Genomic DNA, 17,305 nt, shown 5'->3' with positions numbered 1-17,305 from the left:
AACATTCAGCGGCCTTTGTGCCCGGGGCCGGACTCGAACCGGCACATTCTTGCGAACGGCAGATTTTGAGTCTGCTGCGTCTACCAATTTCGCCACCCGGGCGGGGGTGCAATATTAGTGCATTCCGCCTAATTGTTGTTGCAACCTTTCCAAATATTTTTTGCGGAAATAATAATCCTTTACTTGCAACAACTCTTCCTGGGTAGTAACACCCTCTTGATAACCTTCCACAATTGGTTGAACAGGTGCATAGATTTCATGGCCGATCTGGTTTATCTGTGCATTAATCTTTTGTTGTGCTTCCGGGTCCGGATCAAACTGAAGGTCAGCAGCCGCCTCATTAATGTCCATCATCTCCATCAAAAAGTCGTTGCCTAGCTTGTACTTTTCATCCTGCTCCAGCAGCCCCTTTTGTGCCAGAACATAACGGATGGTCTCATCCGTATTACTGAGGGTTTTTAATGCAGCATTCAACCTGGCTGTGGCATCCAAAGCATCCTGTTGCACACCCAATTCCTCGTTGGCAAAATAATCAGGATGATACTTGCGGCTCAACTCCAGGTATCTGGCCCTTAAAAGCTTCTTGTCTACCTGCAATTGAACGGGCAAAGAAAACAGGTCGAAATACTCCATATCAATTTTCCGGTTGAACGGTGAAGTTACTGCTACCTACCCGCAAGCTTTCAGAAGGCTGCTGATAATAGGAAAGCAAATAGTTAAAATACAATTCCAGGCTGGCTGTATGGACAAGAGCCCTGAACAGCCTTCAAAATTTAAAAGAAAAACAAGTGAAAAAAGACTATAGGAAAAAGCCAACAATTAGCCCCCTTGTTCCAGCTACCCTTTTGAATTCAGCCTTAAATGGCACCCTCATTTATAGACAGGTTAAGATGAATGTTTTGCCTTGATAACAGGCTAAACCGCCTCCTGGAAACCACCTTTAGCCACATAATAATCCCGCATCACCTGCCAGGTTTCCTCCTTCAGTTCATCAACGGTTTTACCTGCTGAAGAAATAGGGTCAAGGAAATGCATTTCAACAGGTGTGGGCCAGAAGTAAAACGACTTGTCGCGGGGCATCACCTTAGTGGTGTTAAATAAGACAGTTGGCAGGATGGCTTTCTTGCTATCCACCGCCAGGCGAAAAGCACCATCATGGAACTGTTGCATGGGCACCTTGCCTTTGTTGCGGGTACCCTCGGGATAGATACACATGGTAAGGCCATAATTCAGCACCTTGCGCATGGCAATATAGCTGCGTTTGCGGCTGGATTCACTTTTGCGGTCTACCAGGATGGAGCCGCCCCGGTAAATAACATTGAACAGGGGAATTTTGGCCATTTCAGCTTTGGCAATGGTACGGTTGGGCACCGGAATACCACAGGAGGAAAGCGGCACATCCATAAAGCAGTTGTGGTTGCACACTACTACATAGCTTTTTTCTTTTTCAAAATGGTGCAGCCCCACAAACCTGCGGCGCACACCCGAGAAAATGAAAAAGAATGCGATCCAGGGGTGAAATAATTTGAACGCGTTGATGGTACGGCGGGGTTCTTCCTGCCGGGCAATAAACCAAAGCGGGATAATGATCACCAGCATGGAACCTATAAATACAATGGCCGCCCACACAGCAAACACACGGCCCAGTACATTCTTTACCAATTTCATGGCACGAAAATAAGCTTTCGCCAATAGTGGGAAATAATGGCGGGGCTTTTACCGGATAAACCTGCCAGACCAAACCACCATTTAGTTTACCCAAAACCGCAGGAAGGGGCAAAACTTATTGGGCTAAATAAAAGATGAGTGAGCTGTCCCGTGTAGTTACATTAAAACTTGCATGTATGGTTGCTCTTGAAATCATGACTGCAAAACACAACCACTAGGGACCGTCATTGCGAAGCGCCGGAGATGTTTTGTATTACGCAGCAGTTGGCGGCGCAGAAGCACTCGCCTGCAATAAAAGGGTTGTTGTTGGTGCCCGTTTATCGGCTTACAGCGGCAGGAGATTGCTTCGGTGCGGAAATGTCCCGACAACACAAGCGGTTGTTGCGCCTTCGCAATGAGGCCCCGCCTTTATCGAGCGTTCAGTTCAACAAACGGTATGGGTTCCATTTCAACATCAGCCTGCTCATTTACGCCATCAGGTATTCAACCAAATGAACGCATTGACCTCATTTACCCCATTGCACTTATTGACTCCATTGAACCCATTCAACTCATTGAACTTATTGGCCCTATCAAACTCATCAAACAATTCCCCGCTACAATGCCCAGTCAATGGGGTCCTTGCCGTGCTGCATCAGGTATTGGTTGGTTTGGGAAAAATGATGGTTGCCAAAAAAACCGCTGTGTGCAGCAAGGGGAGAAGGATGCGCCGATTTCAGGATCAGGTGCTTCTTTTGATCGATTAGCGCAGCTTTCGATTGTGCAAATTTGCCCCATAACAAAAACACCACGTGGTCTTGTTTATCAGATATGGTTTGGATTACGGTGTCCGTAAATTTTTCCCATCCGATCTTGCTATGGCTATTGGCTTCGCCGGCACGTACGGTTAATGATGCGTTGAGCAAGAGCACGCCCTGGTTCGCCCATTTTTCCAGGTAGCCATGCCGCGGTATGGGAATGCCTACATCTTCGTGCAACTCTTTGTAAATATTCAGCAGGGAAGGAGGAGGGGGCACACCGGGTTGTACAGAAAAGGAAAGGCCATGTGCCTGGTTGGGACCATGATATGGATCCTGGCCCAGGATAACCACTTTTACATTACCAAACGGAGTAGCGTCAAAAGCATGAAAGATATTGCCACCTGCAGGATAGATGGTTTTGCCCTGGCTTCTTTCTGTTTTCAGGTGTTCTACGATTTGTTTAAAATAAGGCTTCTTGAATTCGTCTTCCAGCAAGGCCTTCCAGGAGGCTTCCATTTTTACATCCATCTGCGCAAAGTTTAGATTAGGGGTAAAAGGTCGGGTACAAAACCAATGCCTTACTACAGCGAAGCGCGCAGGTTGAGGCTAAAGGGTACCTGCACCTGTTCGGGGCTGCGGTCGATGATGACCCTTGCCGTTTCTGCGCCCATTACCTCAAAATCGGTGGAAATGGTGGTAATACCCTGGAGGATGATCCGCTTCAGAGGGGTTTCGTTGTAGGATATGATGCCCAGGTCCTGGCCAACGATATATCCGGCAGCCACTACTTTTTCTACCAGGGTTACCAGGTCATCATCCATCAGGTTGATATAGGCTTCCCCCTTCTGGATTTCCTCCGATGCAATATCCGTAACTACGCCATAGCTAAAAGCATATTCCGTACAGAAGTTGATAAAGCCTTCAAGGATTTCTATGGGATAATAACTGTTGGGCGGGAATATGATTTTCAAACGGGGGTACTTGCCCAGTTGCGGTAAGGCTTCCCGAAGGGCGTTGAAAATATCGTGGCCAAAATTTTCATATACCGCAGCAAAAGGCGTTTTTACCTGGCGCACCATTTTGTCCAGCAGGATCAGTTTGCCCTGTGGAATGGTGTTCAGCAATTCATAAGCATCATCGCCTTCGCCGGTAAAATGCGGTACGATCACATAGTAATCGTACTCCTTGTCTTTATTGGCTTCCATGATGCGGCGGAAAAGGCCAAGGTCGCTGTGGTAAATATAAAAGTCGATGGTGGCCTTATTATTCAAAGCCCGGATGAGTGAATCGTACAGGATCTTTTTGTGGGCGCTCAGCTTATTGAACATTAAAAAGATCCGCAGGCTCTGGCCTGTTTCCACGCTTTTGATGAAATAGCCTTTACCGGGCACCGACCCAAGTATGCCCTGCTTCTTCAGGGTGCGGTACCCTTTTTCAACCGTATCGCGGGAAATTTCAAAATAGGAACTCACCTCGTTGATGGAGGGAACCATGTCGTTCAACTGGAGTTTCTTATTGTCGATGGCCCGGATAAAAGAATCAGCGAGTTGCTGGTATTTGGGCGTAGCCGAAAAATCATCGAAAACAATCAGCTTACTGAATGGACCAATTTTCATTTGCAGGTAGTTAATGCTAACCCGTTGGGCATTGATCCCCAAATGTACCCCATATTTAGGCAAGAGCATGGCTCGTTAGTTAATATTCTACATGCCTGTAGCATGCAGAAGGGCAGGAGAAATACAGTAAAAAGTCAAAAGTTTAAGGACCGGTTATGCCTGCATTACTGCAGGGCGCACCATTGCGATCCTTAATCTTTTGACCTTTTTCCTTGGTTTTAAATGAGCAGGGAGTACTGGCTTACCATTTGAAAGGCAGGTACCAGTTGTCCGGATTCAGGAGGCGGGCACGGGTTGCTGCGGCCCCGGGTACGCCATCTTTCAGCAGCTTCTGGTACACGCGGTCGGCAAGAAAGGCCGGGTCGTTGCGGCGCTTGGCAACCCGCACCAGGTCGGGCCAGCGGTGACCTTCATACGCCGTTTCCAATGCGGCTTCATCAATGGTAATATTTTCTACCGCAAGGGTGCTGTCGCCATTCACGGGTACATTCTTCACAAAGGCACGGCCACGGATACCTACACCCCGGAACCACTCGGCACGGAACACGGGGCCGGGAGGATCACCCTGGCGGGCATCGAAATCGTAAGGTGCAGCATCAAAAGTCTGCATCTCGTTGGTATTGTCTACGGTAGCAGGGTTGTCGTACTGCGCTTTGATGCCGTTGTTCACCAGTGCATAGGCCAGTTTGCGGCGGCCATCGCGGTTGGCGGCTTCGGCATAACGCAGGTGGAGGGTGGCGGCACGGTAAAGGAACCACTTGCTGTTTTTATCATAAATGGTACCCAGCGGCAAACCTGTATTGGGCTCGAGGTAGTTGTACAGGTATTTCATGATCACGGGCTGCCCCAACACGGTGCGCCAGCTAAACTGGCCACGGGCATCGTAGTTGAAATTGTTTACCTGCACCTGTCCGTTCCACATATCTACGGCTGCCTGCGAGGGCTTCAGCAGGTAGCGGCCGCCCACAGGCGAAAACAGTTCCACAAAAGGATTTGCAGGTGCAAAGTTCTTGTCAAAAGGCAGGGCCCAGATCCATTCCCAGCTGGCCTCGCGGTTGTCGATGGCGCGGGCAAAGATGGAGCGCCATCCCTGGGTGTTGTTATCTACCAGCGCGGTGCGGTCCGTTTCGCGGAAGCGGGTATATCCTACCGAGAGGTCGTTGTTGGTCACCACGTCGGCCTGGAAGATGCGGTACTGGCTGTAGTACTGGTCGCCGCTGGCACCCTGCGTGGTAGCCGTTTGCATGATGGTGCGGTAAGCAGTGGCCGCCTTGCGGTAGTCGGCGCCCTTGCCGCGCCACAGGTACAAATCGCCCAGCAGGCAGTATTTGTTAATAAAGAACTTCTGGGTGTTGTACTGGTCCACAGTGGTGCGCAGGGTGCTGCCAGTGGGGTATTCTTCCATCGAAGGCAGGCCCTCTAATGTTTTCACCAGCGAGTCGAGCAACTGGTTAAAGGGTAGGCGGGGAATAAGGCTCTGGTCCTGCACTTCACGCACCTGCTGCAGCGAGCGGGTAACATAAGGCACGGCACCATAGTGGATACCCAGTTGCAGGTACACCCAACTGCGGATGGCAGCGATATCGGCATAGCGCTGGTTGTACTCCTGTACTTTCAGCTTTTTGGCCGCCAGCATCCTGTCGAAGTTTTCTAAAACATCATTGCAGTTGAGGATCACCTCGTAAAAAGGCTGCGGGCTGATATACGGGTTGTCGGGGGTAACAGTGTGCTGGCTCAGTTGCTGCAGGTACTGGTCGGCATTACCTGTTGGCTGCATCAGGTCGGCACGCAGCTCGTTGAGCAGCAGGTAGGGCTTAGCCAGGTTCATCATTTTGCCATACACACCCCACACGGCCGCATCGGCGTCAAACACATCCCGGTAATAGTTCTGCGCGGAGAGTACGCCCTGTGGTTCGGTTTCCAGCATTTTGTTGCAGGAAGCCAGGGCCATGGCTGCCATTGCAAGGGGTACCATGCGTTTACCCAAAAAAGAAAATCGTTGAAACATAGCCTTACTTATTTATATCGGGGCCGGGGCCACCGCGTTCTGTTTATTTACAATCCAATACGAACACCCGCCTGCACGGAACGCACCTGTGGCTCCATACCGGCGTCCACGCCCTGTGCGTACAGGCTGTTGCCGGCGCTGAACTCAGGATCATAGCCTTTGTAGCGGGTGAGGGTTACCAGGTTGTTTCCGTTGGCATATACCACCGCGTATTTTACCAGCCCTGCTTTTACCGGCAGGTTGTACGACAGCGAAACGGTGCGGAGGCGCAGGTAGGAGCCATCTTCTATCCAGCGGCTGGAAAAGCGGCCATTACCCATGGGGTCGCCCCAGGTGGCACGTGGCATGGCGTTCATATCGCCGTTCTTGGTCCAGCGCTCGATTACGGAAGCCAGTTGGTTGGCATATCCCGATGCAGACTCCAATTGGCGGCGCACGCTGTTGTACACTTCGTTGCCATAGCTGTAGGTGGCAAGGGCCTGCAGGTTGAACCGCTTATAGGTAAGCCCGGTTTGGAAACCGCCAAAGAACTGTGGATTGGGATTGCCCATATTGGTGCGGTCCGCGTCGTCAATCACCTTGTCGCCATTGAGGTCGGCAAAGCGCATATCGCCGCCTTTAAAGGGCACCAACTGGCCGTTGGCAGTGCGGATGGAGAGGCCTTCAGCAGCCGCATCGGCATCGGTAGCATAAACCCATGTTGCCTGCTGTCCCCAGAAAGCATTGGGTTGGCCGCCAACCGCACTCATATAGGTAGCATCACCCATGGCGGTTTGTTTAGCGCCGCCGGGCATTTCTGTTATCCGCATCCGGTAGTTGCCCACCGTTCCGCCGATATCCCATTTCAGTTTGGGTTGGTTCACCAGGCGCAGGTTGAGCGCAGCTTCCCAGCCGTTTACCGACATGCCGGCATTGCTGGTAGCCATGGTGGTGAGACCTGAAGCGGCAGGGGCGGGTTCAAACAGAAGCATGTGGCGGGTGCGCTGCTTGTAAGCATCTACGCTCAGGCTAACACGTTCTTTAAACAGTGCCAGGTCAATACCGCCATTGAACTTGGTGGCTTCTTCCCACTGCAGTTTATCGTTGCCGATATTGCCACGCACCAGTCCCTGCAATCCCAGCAGGTTTTGCGATACGTAATAGTTGCGCGTGGTGTAATTACCGATATCATCGTTGCCGGTAAGGCCATAGGTAGCCCGCAGCTTCAGGTGGTCAACAAAAGGCAGGTCCTTCATAAAGCTTTCGGAAGAAACTACCCAGCCGGCAGACAGCGAAGGCATAAAGGCCAGGTTAATACCATCACGGCGGCGTGCCGAACCCGAAGCCAGTTTGCCAAAACGAGAGGAGCCGTCGAAAGCAGCCTGCAACGAAAGCAGGTAGCGGTTGCGCAGGCGGTAGTCGATGCTGCTGTACTGGTTGGTCCAGCGCCACAGGCCCAGGTTGCCCCCGATCTGGCGGAGGGTGTTGAGGCCAAAGCTTACACTGCGCAGTTCGTCAGTAGCCGAGTTGAAGCCTTTACCAAAATCTTCTTCGATCTGCGATGTTTGGTAGCGGAAACCAATGGCCGCACTTAGGTCGTGGATATTGCCAAAGGTTTTCTGGTACTGCAAACGGGTATCGCTCAGCAACTGGAAAAGCCGTTTTACCGCGCTACCCGACCGGTTCTTGGCCACAGCGGTAGCCAGCGAGTCGGCCAGTACGCCCTTGGAAGGTAGGAACATGGTTTCGCGCACCTTGTCGAGGGTTACACCCAGGTTGGTTTGCAGGCTAAATGCGGGGTTGATCTGGTAGTTGAACCCGATCACACCCATAAAGCGGTAGGAGTTGTTCTGGCCGATTGCCAAACGGGACAAGGCCACGGGGTTGCTCCGGTTGAATATATCCAGACCGGCCAGGTCGGGCGACTCGGCGCCGCTTGCCGACACTTCATTCACCCGCAGCAGGGGCGATTTCAGCAGGCTTGAAAGCAGGAGATTGACATTGGTATTCTGCCCCTGGTCGCGGAGGTTTTGTTCGTTGAAGGTAAAACTCAGGTTGGTAGATGCCGTAAGGCGGCGGCTCAGGTTGAAGTCGCCATTAAAGCGGGTGTTGTACCGTTTGACACCGGAGTTCCGGAGCGTGCCTTCATTGGCCAGGTAACCCATGCTCAGGGCATACCGGGCAATATTGTCGCCACCGGTGATCTTGAGGTAGTAGTTCTGCGCGGCAGCATTTTTAAGCACCTGGTTTTGCCAGTCGGTATTGTTGTGATAACGGTAATAGTCAGCCGAAGCGGTATTGTCGTTCATCCAAGGCTGGGCGGCCAGTTGGGCAGCGCTCATACCCGCAGTTTGCAACATACCCGATACCAGGGTGCGGTAGTCGGCGGCGCCCATCAGGGGCAGGGCCTTGGGGGCAAAGTTGATCCCTGTGTAAGCAGCAAAATCAATACGGGTGGCCAGCTCGCGGGCACGTGCTGTGGTAATCTGGATAACGCCATTGGCGCCCTTGGTGCCATACAGCGATGTGGCGTCCTTGATCACGGTGATATTGTCAATGTCCTTGATGTCGATCATGGACAAGGGGTTGTTGAAACTGCCACCCATCATGGAGGTGCCATACTCGGTATTGTCGTACAAAATACCATCGATCACCAGCAGGGGCTGGTTGGTGGCATTGAGCGAGGACAGGCCACGAAGGAACAGCGAGGCGCCGGAACCGGGAGTTCCCGAGCGGCGGATCACATTTAAGCCGGCCACCTTGCCTTGCAGGTAGGTATCAGCAGTTTCAAAAGGTCGTTCCCAGGCGCCTGACAGGTTGAGGCTGCGCTGGGAAAAAGGTGACTGGCTTTGCAAAAGGGTGCCCGCAGGCGTATTGGCGGCGTCGTACACCGAAGAGAATGCGTCTTCCATCAGGCTGGCCTGTACCGAAGATGCACCCTGGAGGGCGATTTCTTTCAATTGGAAACCGGGTGCCTCCACTTCAACACTCACCTTGTAATCGGGCACCTTGATGGAGAAATTGCCTGACGCATCGGTGATGGCTGCCGAAATATTTTTATAACGAACACTGGCGCCTGCCAGGGGCTTGCGCGAGGCAGCCTCCAGGATGGTACCTTTCAACAGCACAAAGCCGTCAGTTTTGGGCGCCGCTACGGTTGGCTGTGCGCCCCTTGCCTTTTGTTGTGTTGCAGCCGGCTGTGCATACAGCGCAAGGGCTGAAAACAACAGGGCAACAGGCAGGGTACGGGTAGATAAAAGATGCTTCATTTATCGGTAGTAAGGTGATTTATAATTGGGGCTCCAGCCTTATATAGTCGAGGGTAAGGGTATTGACACCCGCAGCGGTACTGCTCGCTGCCGTCAAGAACAGGTCGAGCGGGCCGTAAGCCGGGTGGGTATATTCACCCAGCAGCACTTCGCCATAATTGTTGGCATCAACGGCACGCAGGGCAAAATTGGTAGCCGTGCGGCTGCCCAGGGCCAACCTTTGCTGGAAAGCTGTCGGGTTGATGGTACCGTTTACCCGCAGCGTATCGTTTACCGCAACCCAATACACTTTATAACGTGCAGCGGGCAGGGGTGCCGTGGTGTATTGCAAGTTGAGGGCACTCACGCCGTGATTGTACACGTAGATATCATTGAATGCCTTACCGGTGAGGGGGTTGAGGCGGTCGCGGAAGAAAACGGAGCCACGTACGTTTACTACGCTGCCATCGGGGCGGAAAGTGCCGCGGGGCTGCTCGCCCTGCACCAGGATATTGGGCAGCTTTTGCGCCAGGTTGAAGTTGATGCCGCCGAGCACATGCACGATGCCGTTGCTCAGGCGGATGGAAGCAGTAATATCGGCACTGCGCACCGGCAGGGTAACCCCAAACCTGGTAACGAGGTTACCACTGATCTGCTCCTTAGTGAAATAGCCTTCCACCACCATATCGCGTACCAAGCGGAAGCTGCTCAGGCTTAGCGTGCTGTCGGCAGTGGAGGTGCGGAAATAGGGCAGGAGCCTGTTGGTTTCCGATACCATGGCAGCATCGGCCACCAAGAAATAGGTGAACAGCTTTTCTTCGCTTCGTACATCAGCTACCTGGTCCAGGAAAAGGTTGCGGGTAACCAGGCCAGTTCCGGGGCGGTACACCGGCAAACCGGTATTGGCACTGATGCTGTCTACTATGGCCAGAGCAGGATCGAAAGCCTGGTAGTTCTGGCCAACGATGAACGCATTTTGCCGGTAGGCGGCGGTATTGCCGTTGATGTATTCCCAAACAGAGGGCAGGGGCGCCGCTAGTTTTCCAATTACATGCAGCACACCGTTGCGGGTGCTGTGGTCAGCTTCGGTGATGGGCGATGCATCGAAGGTGGCACCGGCAAAAAATACTTGCTTGCCATTGAGCATTTCCACCCTTTTGCCTGCACCACCGTCCTTGCTGTAATAGCTAAATAGGGCAATGTGGTTCGAAAGCACCGCACGCAGTTTGGCACTATCGGCTGCAATCGTGGGATCAAGGCTTTTAAGTGCTTCGTTGTCGGGCGCCCATACCGTGTAGGTTTTGGAGGCTTCCAGTTCTTTAAGCAGTCCCGATTTTTTCAGGTAGCCTGCCAGCAGCGATAGCCTGGGCGTAGCTTCAATTACTTCAGCCAGGCTTTTCCCTACGCTTGCATTGGGAAAAGCAGGAGCCGTTTCGTTTTTGGAACAACCAGCCACCGCGCCACCCAGGGCAAGCACCAGCAGCAGTTGGTTTATTTTATTGCGCAACATCTTTATTCTAGGGTATTCTGTGTTAGGGAATCAAACCGCCATCGCGTTTAAACAGGGGGCGTATTTGTGGCATATTTACCGGTATGAAATGGATCATATCCAGGTTGTTCTGGTTTTGGCCGGCGCCGGTGATGGCTTCCATGCGGATGGTGTGGCGGTCGGTAGTGGGCACATCGATGGTACCCAGCAGGCGGCCACAGTACAAGCCATTGCTTACTTCCATATACCGCTTCCAACCCAGGGCCTCCAGTTCGCCATCGGTACCCGAAGGAGCGCCTTCGTCAAAATTGAGCAGGCGGCTCATGGGTTCGCCCCGGAAAGAAACCTGTGTAGGGAAGGGCGGGTTGTTGTTGGAAGCCTTTTGCTGGCGGTAACATACCCATACCTTGTAGCGGCCTTTTACCAGCAAGGGGGTTTTCATTTCCACCCAGCGGTTGCGGGCCGTATTCGTCAGGCCAAGCGGTATCTGGAGGTAATCGTTCCAGTACACCGGGAAGTTGGAAGCGGTGGTATAGGTATAGGTGAGCGCACCTTTTTCCCAGGTAAAATCCTTGAGCGAGCCCAGTTCAAAGTTGTAAGTCTGCTTACGGAAAAATGATGGCAGCTTTCGGATTTCCGGGAAGTCGGCCACATCCCAGTAGGTGGCTACAGGTGTGCGCACCTTGATAGAGAAATGGGCGGTGGCGCTGTGGAGTACGCCGTTGGTTGCCGAAATATCGCTTTTAATGCGGTTGAGGGCAACACCTTTTTCCAGGTTGCCGTTGAATTCAATTTCATTGATCAGCACCGTCTGGCCATCAAGCTTGGAGGTAAGCACTTCGAGGGGCGCCCTTGTGGGGTGCGAAGGTGCGGTGATGATATCGGCCAGGTAGCGGGCATCAGGCATGATGTGGTAGGCCACATAGAGGTAAAGACCGTCATTGGTGGCAGCAGGGTTGCCCGTTTGCGAATACTTACGGCGCAAGGCATCATAACTAACGATGCCCGAATCCTGCAAAGCTTTGTTTGTTTCGGCAATCACGCTCATAAAGCGCTTGCTGGTATCGGCGTCCACAACATTCAGGCGGTCGTAAAAACCGGTAGCTTTAAGGGCCTGGGTAAATACCGAGTAGTCGGGATCGGCTTCAATAAGCTGCGCCAGTGTTTTGCTGGCGGGAATCAATACCTGGTTCAACCCATGTACAATGCCGTTGCCGCAAATCACGTTGGGCTGCATCACCAGAGCCTGGCGGTTTACTTCATAACGCGAAACACCGTCTTTGTTCAACACCCCGGTGATGAGGTACTGGCCCAGCATGGTGATGGTGGGCAGTTTGCCATCCTTGAAATTGCTGGTGCCGATGGTGTCCTGTATCAGGTGAAAACGCACCAGATTTTTCAGTTGGTCGAGGTCCACATCATTAACGGTGGGCTTGCCTACCTGCGCGAGATAACCTTTTACCGCGTCGTTAGTGGGCGCAAACATCGTATAAGCGCCATAGGCATTGAGAAAACCCGCGTTGCCGGTACGGTCCAATACCTTGGCCCACTCCGAATAGGTTTTCCCATTCTTCAGCAGGAAGTCGTACATGTTTACATCCGTAGTAGTCGACTCTACGATTTCTACCTTTTGGCAGCTGCTGTAAGCCACCATCGCCAGAGCGGCAACCCAAGCCCATAGCGTTTTGGAAAGCAATGTTCTCATATTAGTATGGCTTGGCATTATTTATAAAATGGGTTTTGCACCAGGTTCTTGTCCGTTTGCAGTTCGTAGATATAGATGGGGAAGTAGTGGCTGTTTTTATCCTTTGCCTTGGCAATGGCCGACTGTTGGCGGTCGGCGGGAACGCTGTTGGCAATCAGGTCGAGCAGCAACTGCAGGCGGCTGTAGTTGTCGCGCTTGGCATGGCGCAGCACATCGTACCAGCGTTTGCCTTCGTAGGCAAACTCACGGGCCCTTTCTTCAAGAATAAAATCGGTGATACCTACCTTATCCTGCGCATCGGGGTTGCGGTCGGTGGCGGCAAGAGCGCCGGCACGCTGGCGGATGGTGTACACGATGTCGAGGGCTTCGCGGCCGCGGTTCAGCTGGGCAAGGCATTCGGCCTTCATCAGCAGCACATCGGCATAGCGGTACACAATCCAGTGGGCAAAGCTTTCTTCCTGTGCCCGCATGGTGTTGTTGTCCACGCCCAGGTATTTCCAGATCATACCATCGGTGGCCCGCACGGCGGCACCGTCACCACGGATGTCGCGTTTGGTATCGTCCTGGAAGTCTACGGTATAAATTTCTTCCATCACCCTTGAGCTGGCCATAAAACGGGGACGGTTGCGGAAGATGCCAAAGAAAGGATTGAGCTTTTGGCGGTCGTATTGGAATTCAAAAATCGCTTCGTTGCTATTGCCCTGGTAGTACAGGGTATTGAACCAGGCGCTATTGCCACGCACCAATCCAAAGCGGCCCGAGTTGATCACCTTATCGGCAGCAGCAAGGGCTTCGGGGTATTTCTCCATCCACAGGTACACATCGGCCAGCAGGGCATTAACGGTGTACTTAGTGATGCGGCCTTTATCCAGGCTTTTGTCGCCAAAAGATTCAGGCGTCACGGGTTCCGCAGCAACCAGGTCTTTTACTATTTGCGCCAATACCGCCGTATCCGAAGATTTGGGCAACTGCTCCAACTGCTGGTCGCTATAGGTAGCCTTCAGCACCAGGGGTACATCACGGAAGCTGCGCACCAGGTAGAAAAACATCAGGGCACGCAGGGTTTTGGCTTCCGCAACGGCAGCATCCAGGCTTGCCTGCGAGAGGGTTTTATCTACTTCCAGCACAGAGGGCGCAAAATCAATTACCGTATTGCAGTAGTTGATGGTACGGTACACCGAGCGCCAGTTGGTGATGGTATTGCTCGGATCGATATTGCTGTTCATGATCTCCAGGTCCTCGTTGGTTACACCCAGGTTGGCAGACAGCATATCGGCGCGGAGCTCACCCCACAGGAAGAGGTACTCGGGCAGGGCACGGTCGCTTACACCTGCGGGTGCACCCAGCAGGGAGGCATAACAGCCATTAACGGCGGCCTGCATCTGCTCCTTGGTTTGCCAGAAGTTTTGGCGGATGATGCCGTCCTGGGGTTTAAGATCCAGGTATTTCTGGCAGGAGGCCAGCGATAGCACTGCCAGCAGGCAGGCGATCCGGAAGGATATTTTTTGAAACAACTTCATTTTGTTGCTGTTGGAATGGTGATTCTGTTGGTTGAATGCGCGGTGTTTAGAATGAACCGGTAAGACCGATGGTTACCGTTTTCACCGGCGGTGTCATCGAGTAGTCGATAGCCACGCGGAAGGGGTCGTTACCACGCATGCTCACCTCGGGGTCCTGGCCGGTATAGTTGGTCCAGGTAAACAGGTTTTCGCCGGTAACAAAGGCGCTCATGTTTTTCAGCTTCAGCTTGCCTGCAACAGCGCGGGGCATATTGTAGCGCAGGGTGAGTGTGCGGAAACGCAGGAAGCTTGCATCCTCTACATAGCGGTCCGATCCCAGCCAGTTGTAGCCACTGCCAAACAGGGCGCGGGGGATATCCGTTACATCGCCTTCCTTGCGCCAGCGGCGGAGCACGGCGGTGCTTTGGTTGCTGTAGCCAAACATGTTGGTGGTCTGCATCTTGGTGCCGTTTACCACGTCGTACTTGTAGCGGTAGTTGAAGAAGCAGGTAAGCGTCCAGGTATTTTTAAACGAAAGGCTGGAGCCAAAGCCACCGGTCAGCTGGGGGTTGCTGTTGCCCAGGTACACGATGTCCATGTAGTTGATATTACCATCCTTGTTGATATCGGCGTATTTGGCATCACCCGCCTGGAACTGGTAATCCACGTTGGGATAGTTGAAGCGCATATACACTTTCTGGCCGTTGGGGCCCACAATGGGCTGGCCCTTGGCATCGGTAGCTACCGTCGATTCGGTGGTGCTGTACACGCCCTCGTAGCGGAACCCATAGAAAGAACCAAAGGGGTTGTTTACCTGCATATAGGTTTTGTACTGCCCGTTGGCGGTGAGGTTGCCCTGCTCGCGGGGGTAGAACTCCGATATCTCGCGGATCATGTTGATGTTGCGGGCGATGTTGAAGTTCAGGGTCCACTTCAGTTTCTTGTTCTGGTACGGCGTTGCATTCAGCGACAGTTCCCAGCCCTGGTTGTCCATGGTACCCACGTTCATATCCACGGTATTAAAACCAGTGAACGAAGAGATCTGCAAACCGGGGTTGGCGAAGAAGAGGTCCTTGGTTTTGTTCTTGTAAATCTCCACGTCCACGTTCAGCTTCGATTTGAACATGGCGAGGTTAAAACCAAAGTTTTGACCAATGATGGTTTCCCAACGCAGGTTCTTCAACTCCATGTTGGCAGGGTAAACGGCAGCTTGTCCGGCATAACCCCAGTCGAAGTTGTTGTAGGTATTGTAAAAAGTATAGTCCCTGCGGGGAGCGTTACCGCTCTGGCCATAAGAAGCACGTAGGCTCAGGTCGTTGATCACCTTGCGGAATACGGCCATAAAAGGCTCGTCGGAAATGCGGTAGCGTGCCGACAAGGAGGGGAAGGAACCATAGCGGTGGCCGGGGCCAAAACGCGAGTGGCCTTCACCACGAATACCGAGGTTTACAATGTAGCGGTCCTTCAGGCTATACTGCGCACTGAGGGTAGCGGCAATATTCCGGGTTTGGGTTTGGTTGGCTACCAGGCGCAGCTCCTGGTTTTGGGTACGCGAAGGAATGGAAGGATCCTGCAGGAGCGAAGAAGCAGTATTGGAAGAGAGCGCTTCGTGCGATGCGGTCTTGTTGTCGAAGGTGAACAAGGACAGGTAAGAGATCAGGTTGTGTTTCTTGTCCTTGAACTTGGGTGTATAAACAAAGTTTGTTTTGGAAGTAACGTTGAAAACATCGAGGTCGCCATCGTAAGCGCGGTTCACCACCGTTTCGGTATAAGGGCGGCCGGTAGCATTTTGCGGCAGGAAGGTTTTTGTCTTGGTATTGTTGATATCAAACTGCACATCGGCGGTAGCCAACAGCACTTCAGGAATGATCTGGTACTGCAGGTTGAAACGCGGGGTTACGCGGTCGTTGAGGATATTGTTCTTTGCCGCAAGCGCCATAGCCACCGGGTTGTAGGTACCGGCATACTGGCCTTGTATGTTGATGGCGGGCGAGAAGAAGTTGGGCGTGCGGTTGCCAAATTCATCATACTCGTACACGCTCATATTGGGCATCTTGTTGTAGGCAATATTGCGAATGCCATCAGCATTGTTGGAGCTGTTTACATAGTTGCGGTTGTTGTCAGTATGCGAAAAGGAAAGGTCGGTTCGGATCTTGATACGATCAGACACTTCATAGTCCAAATTGATACGGGTATTCAGCCGGTTCAGTCCGGTACCAATGGTGGTACCCCGCTGGTTGAGCATACCTACCGATGCATAATATTTAGCCCTTTCGCCACCACCGTTCATAGCCACGGTATGGTCTTGCGAAAAACCGGTCTGGCTGATTTCCCGAACCCAGTCGGTATTGTTGCTGTAGTTGTAAAACCAGTAAGGATCGTTGGGGTCGTACTGAAATTCTTTTACCGTTTGTGTATTCAGGGGCATACCATTCCGGTTCATAAATGCTTCAGGTACCAGGGTGGAATACTGGTTACCGTTTAGCATGGGTATGGCTTCAGGCTGGCGCATCATCGAACCTTTGAAGTTGTAGGTAATTGTGGGCCGGCCAATAGCACCGCGCTTGGTGGTGATGAGCAGTACGCCGTTGGCGGCACGCGAACCCCAGATGGCGGTAGCGGCAGCATCTTTTAAAATGGTAATGTCCCGGATATCGGTAGGCGCAATATTGAGCAGGGAAGCATAACCCAGTTCGTCGGCGGTACCGAAGTTGAAGTCGGAAGGGATCTGTGTTTCGTAAGGCATACCATCCACCACGATCATGGGGTTGTTGGAGCCGTTAATGGAAGAGGTACCACGAATACGGATTTGCATACCGGCACCGGGGTCGCCGGAAGATGCGGTGATGTCCACACCCGAGAGGCGGCCCTGCAATGCCTGGTCGATGGAGGCGGCCTGCATCTCTTCCAGGTCTTTGGCACTGATACGCGCAACAGCCGTAGTCAGGTCTTTTTCCGCAATGGCCACGTTGCCGTTTTCTGTTTTGCGCTGCGACACAATCACCACTTCACCCAGGTCGGCGCTATTGCTTTCCAGCACCAGGTTAAACTCCTTACGATCGTTGATGCCGAGAGTTAAGGTTTTATACCCGATAAAAGAAAAAGAAAGCTTGTTCTTTTTGTTGTTGATCCGCATGGCGAATGCACCTTCCACATCGGTGGTAACGGCCCGCACGGTACGCTGTTCGGCGTCCACTTCGGCAACTGTCACACCCGTAAGTGCGGCCTTTTGCTTATCGGTGATCTTTCCCTGCACAATAATCACTGGTGCATCCTGGGCCAGCACAGGCAATGTGGCCACAAGGCTAAGCATGATGCCCAGCAAGGTCAATAGCTTTTTCATATTTGGCGTG

The 17,305-nt window shown here is 52.6% G+C and carries 10 protein-coding genes and 1 tRNA gene; all 11 read right to left on the bottom strand.

Annotated features, from left to right (window positions below; translation table 11 throughout):
- Positions 1-18: 18 nt before the first annotated feature.
- The 11 genes from BUE76_RS13615 to BUE76_RS13560 all read right to left on the bottom strand — a co-directional run bounded on the left by BUE76_RS13615 (position 19) and on the right by BUE76_RS13560 (position 17,295).
- Positions 19-102, bottom strand: a tRNA-Leu gene (locus BUE76_RS13615).
- A 12-nt stretch (positions 103-114) separates the two neighbouring features.
- Positions 115-633 carry an iron-sulfur cluster co-chaperone HscB C-terminal domain-containing protein gene (locus tag BUE76_RS13610; RefSeq protein WP_073039551.1) on the bottom strand — a complete coding sequence of 173 codons (519 nt, stop codon included), beginning with the start codon at positions 631-633 and terminating at the stop codon, positions 115-117.
- Between the two features lie 282 nt (positions 634-915).
- Positions 916-1,668 (bottom strand): lysophospholipid acyltransferase family protein, encoded by a 753-nt coding sequence (locus BUE76_RS13605; RefSeq protein ID WP_073039553.1) that lies wholly within the window; start codon positions 1,666-1,668, stop codon positions 916-918.
- Between the two features lie 596 nt (positions 1,669-2,264).
- Positions 2,265-2,936 carry a uracil-DNA glycosylase gene (gene ung / locus BUE76_RS13595; RefSeq protein ID WP_073039557.1) on the bottom strand — a complete coding sequence of 224 codons (672 nt, stop codon included), beginning with the start codon at positions 2,934-2,936 and terminating at the stop codon, positions 2,265-2,267.
- Positions 2,937-2,989: 53 nt separating this feature from the next.
- A complete protein-coding gene (locus BUE76_RS13590; RefSeq protein WP_073040265.1) occupies positions 2,990-4,024 on the bottom strand; it encodes a GntR family transcriptional regulator in 1,035 nt (344 codons plus the stop codon).
- Between the two features lie 241 nt (positions 4,025-4,265).
- On the bottom strand, positions 4,266-6,032 hold the full coding sequence (locus tag BUE76_RS13585; protein WP_073039559.1) for a RagB/SusD family nutrient uptake outer membrane protein: 1,767 nt from the start codon (positions 6,030-6,032) through the stop codon (positions 4,266-4,268).
- 47 nt (positions 6,033-6,079) lie between these two features.
- Positions 6,080-9,280 (bottom strand): SusC/RagA family TonB-linked outer membrane protein, encoded by a 3,201-nt coding sequence (locus BUE76_RS13580; RefSeq protein ID WP_073039562.1) that lies wholly within the window; start codon positions 9,278-9,280, stop codon positions 6,080-6,082.
- A gap of 19 nt (positions 9,281-9,299) precedes the next feature.
- Entirely contained in the window at positions 9,300-10,769 is a 1,470-nt protein-coding gene (locus BUE76_RS13575) for a fasciclin domain-containing protein (RefSeq protein WP_073039564.1), read from the bottom strand.
- A 22-nt stretch (positions 10,770-10,791) separates the two neighbouring features.
- The gene (locus BUE76_RS13570) at positions 10,792-12,453 is read right to left on the bottom strand and encodes a fasciclin domain-containing protein (RefSeq protein WP_158069972.1); all 1,662 of its coding nucleotides are present in this window, start codon (positions 12,451-12,453) and stop codon (positions 10,792-10,794) included.
- A gap of 17 nt (positions 12,454-12,470) precedes the next feature.
- Positions 12,471-13,973, bottom strand: coding sequence for a RagB/SusD family nutrient uptake outer membrane protein (locus tag BUE76_RS13565; RefSeq protein ID WP_073039569.1), 1,503 nt, complete (start codon positions 13,971-13,973; stop codon positions 12,471-12,473).
- A 46-nt stretch (positions 13,974-14,019) separates the two neighbouring features.
- Entirely contained in the window at positions 14,020-17,295 is a 3,276-nt protein-coding gene (locus tag BUE76_RS13560; RefSeq protein WP_073039571.1) for a SusC/RagA family TonB-linked outer membrane protein, read from the bottom strand.
- Positions 17,296-17,305 lie beyond the last annotated feature (10 nt).

This window comes from Cnuella takakiae (assembly GCF_001953305.1).
Classification (GTDB): Bacteria; Bacteroidota; Bacteroidia; order Chitinophagales; family Chitinophagaceae; genus Flavisolibacter; species Flavisolibacter takakiae.
Note: the sequence above shows the minus strand (reverse complement) of the source record. Positions and strands in the feature narration are given on the sequence as shown.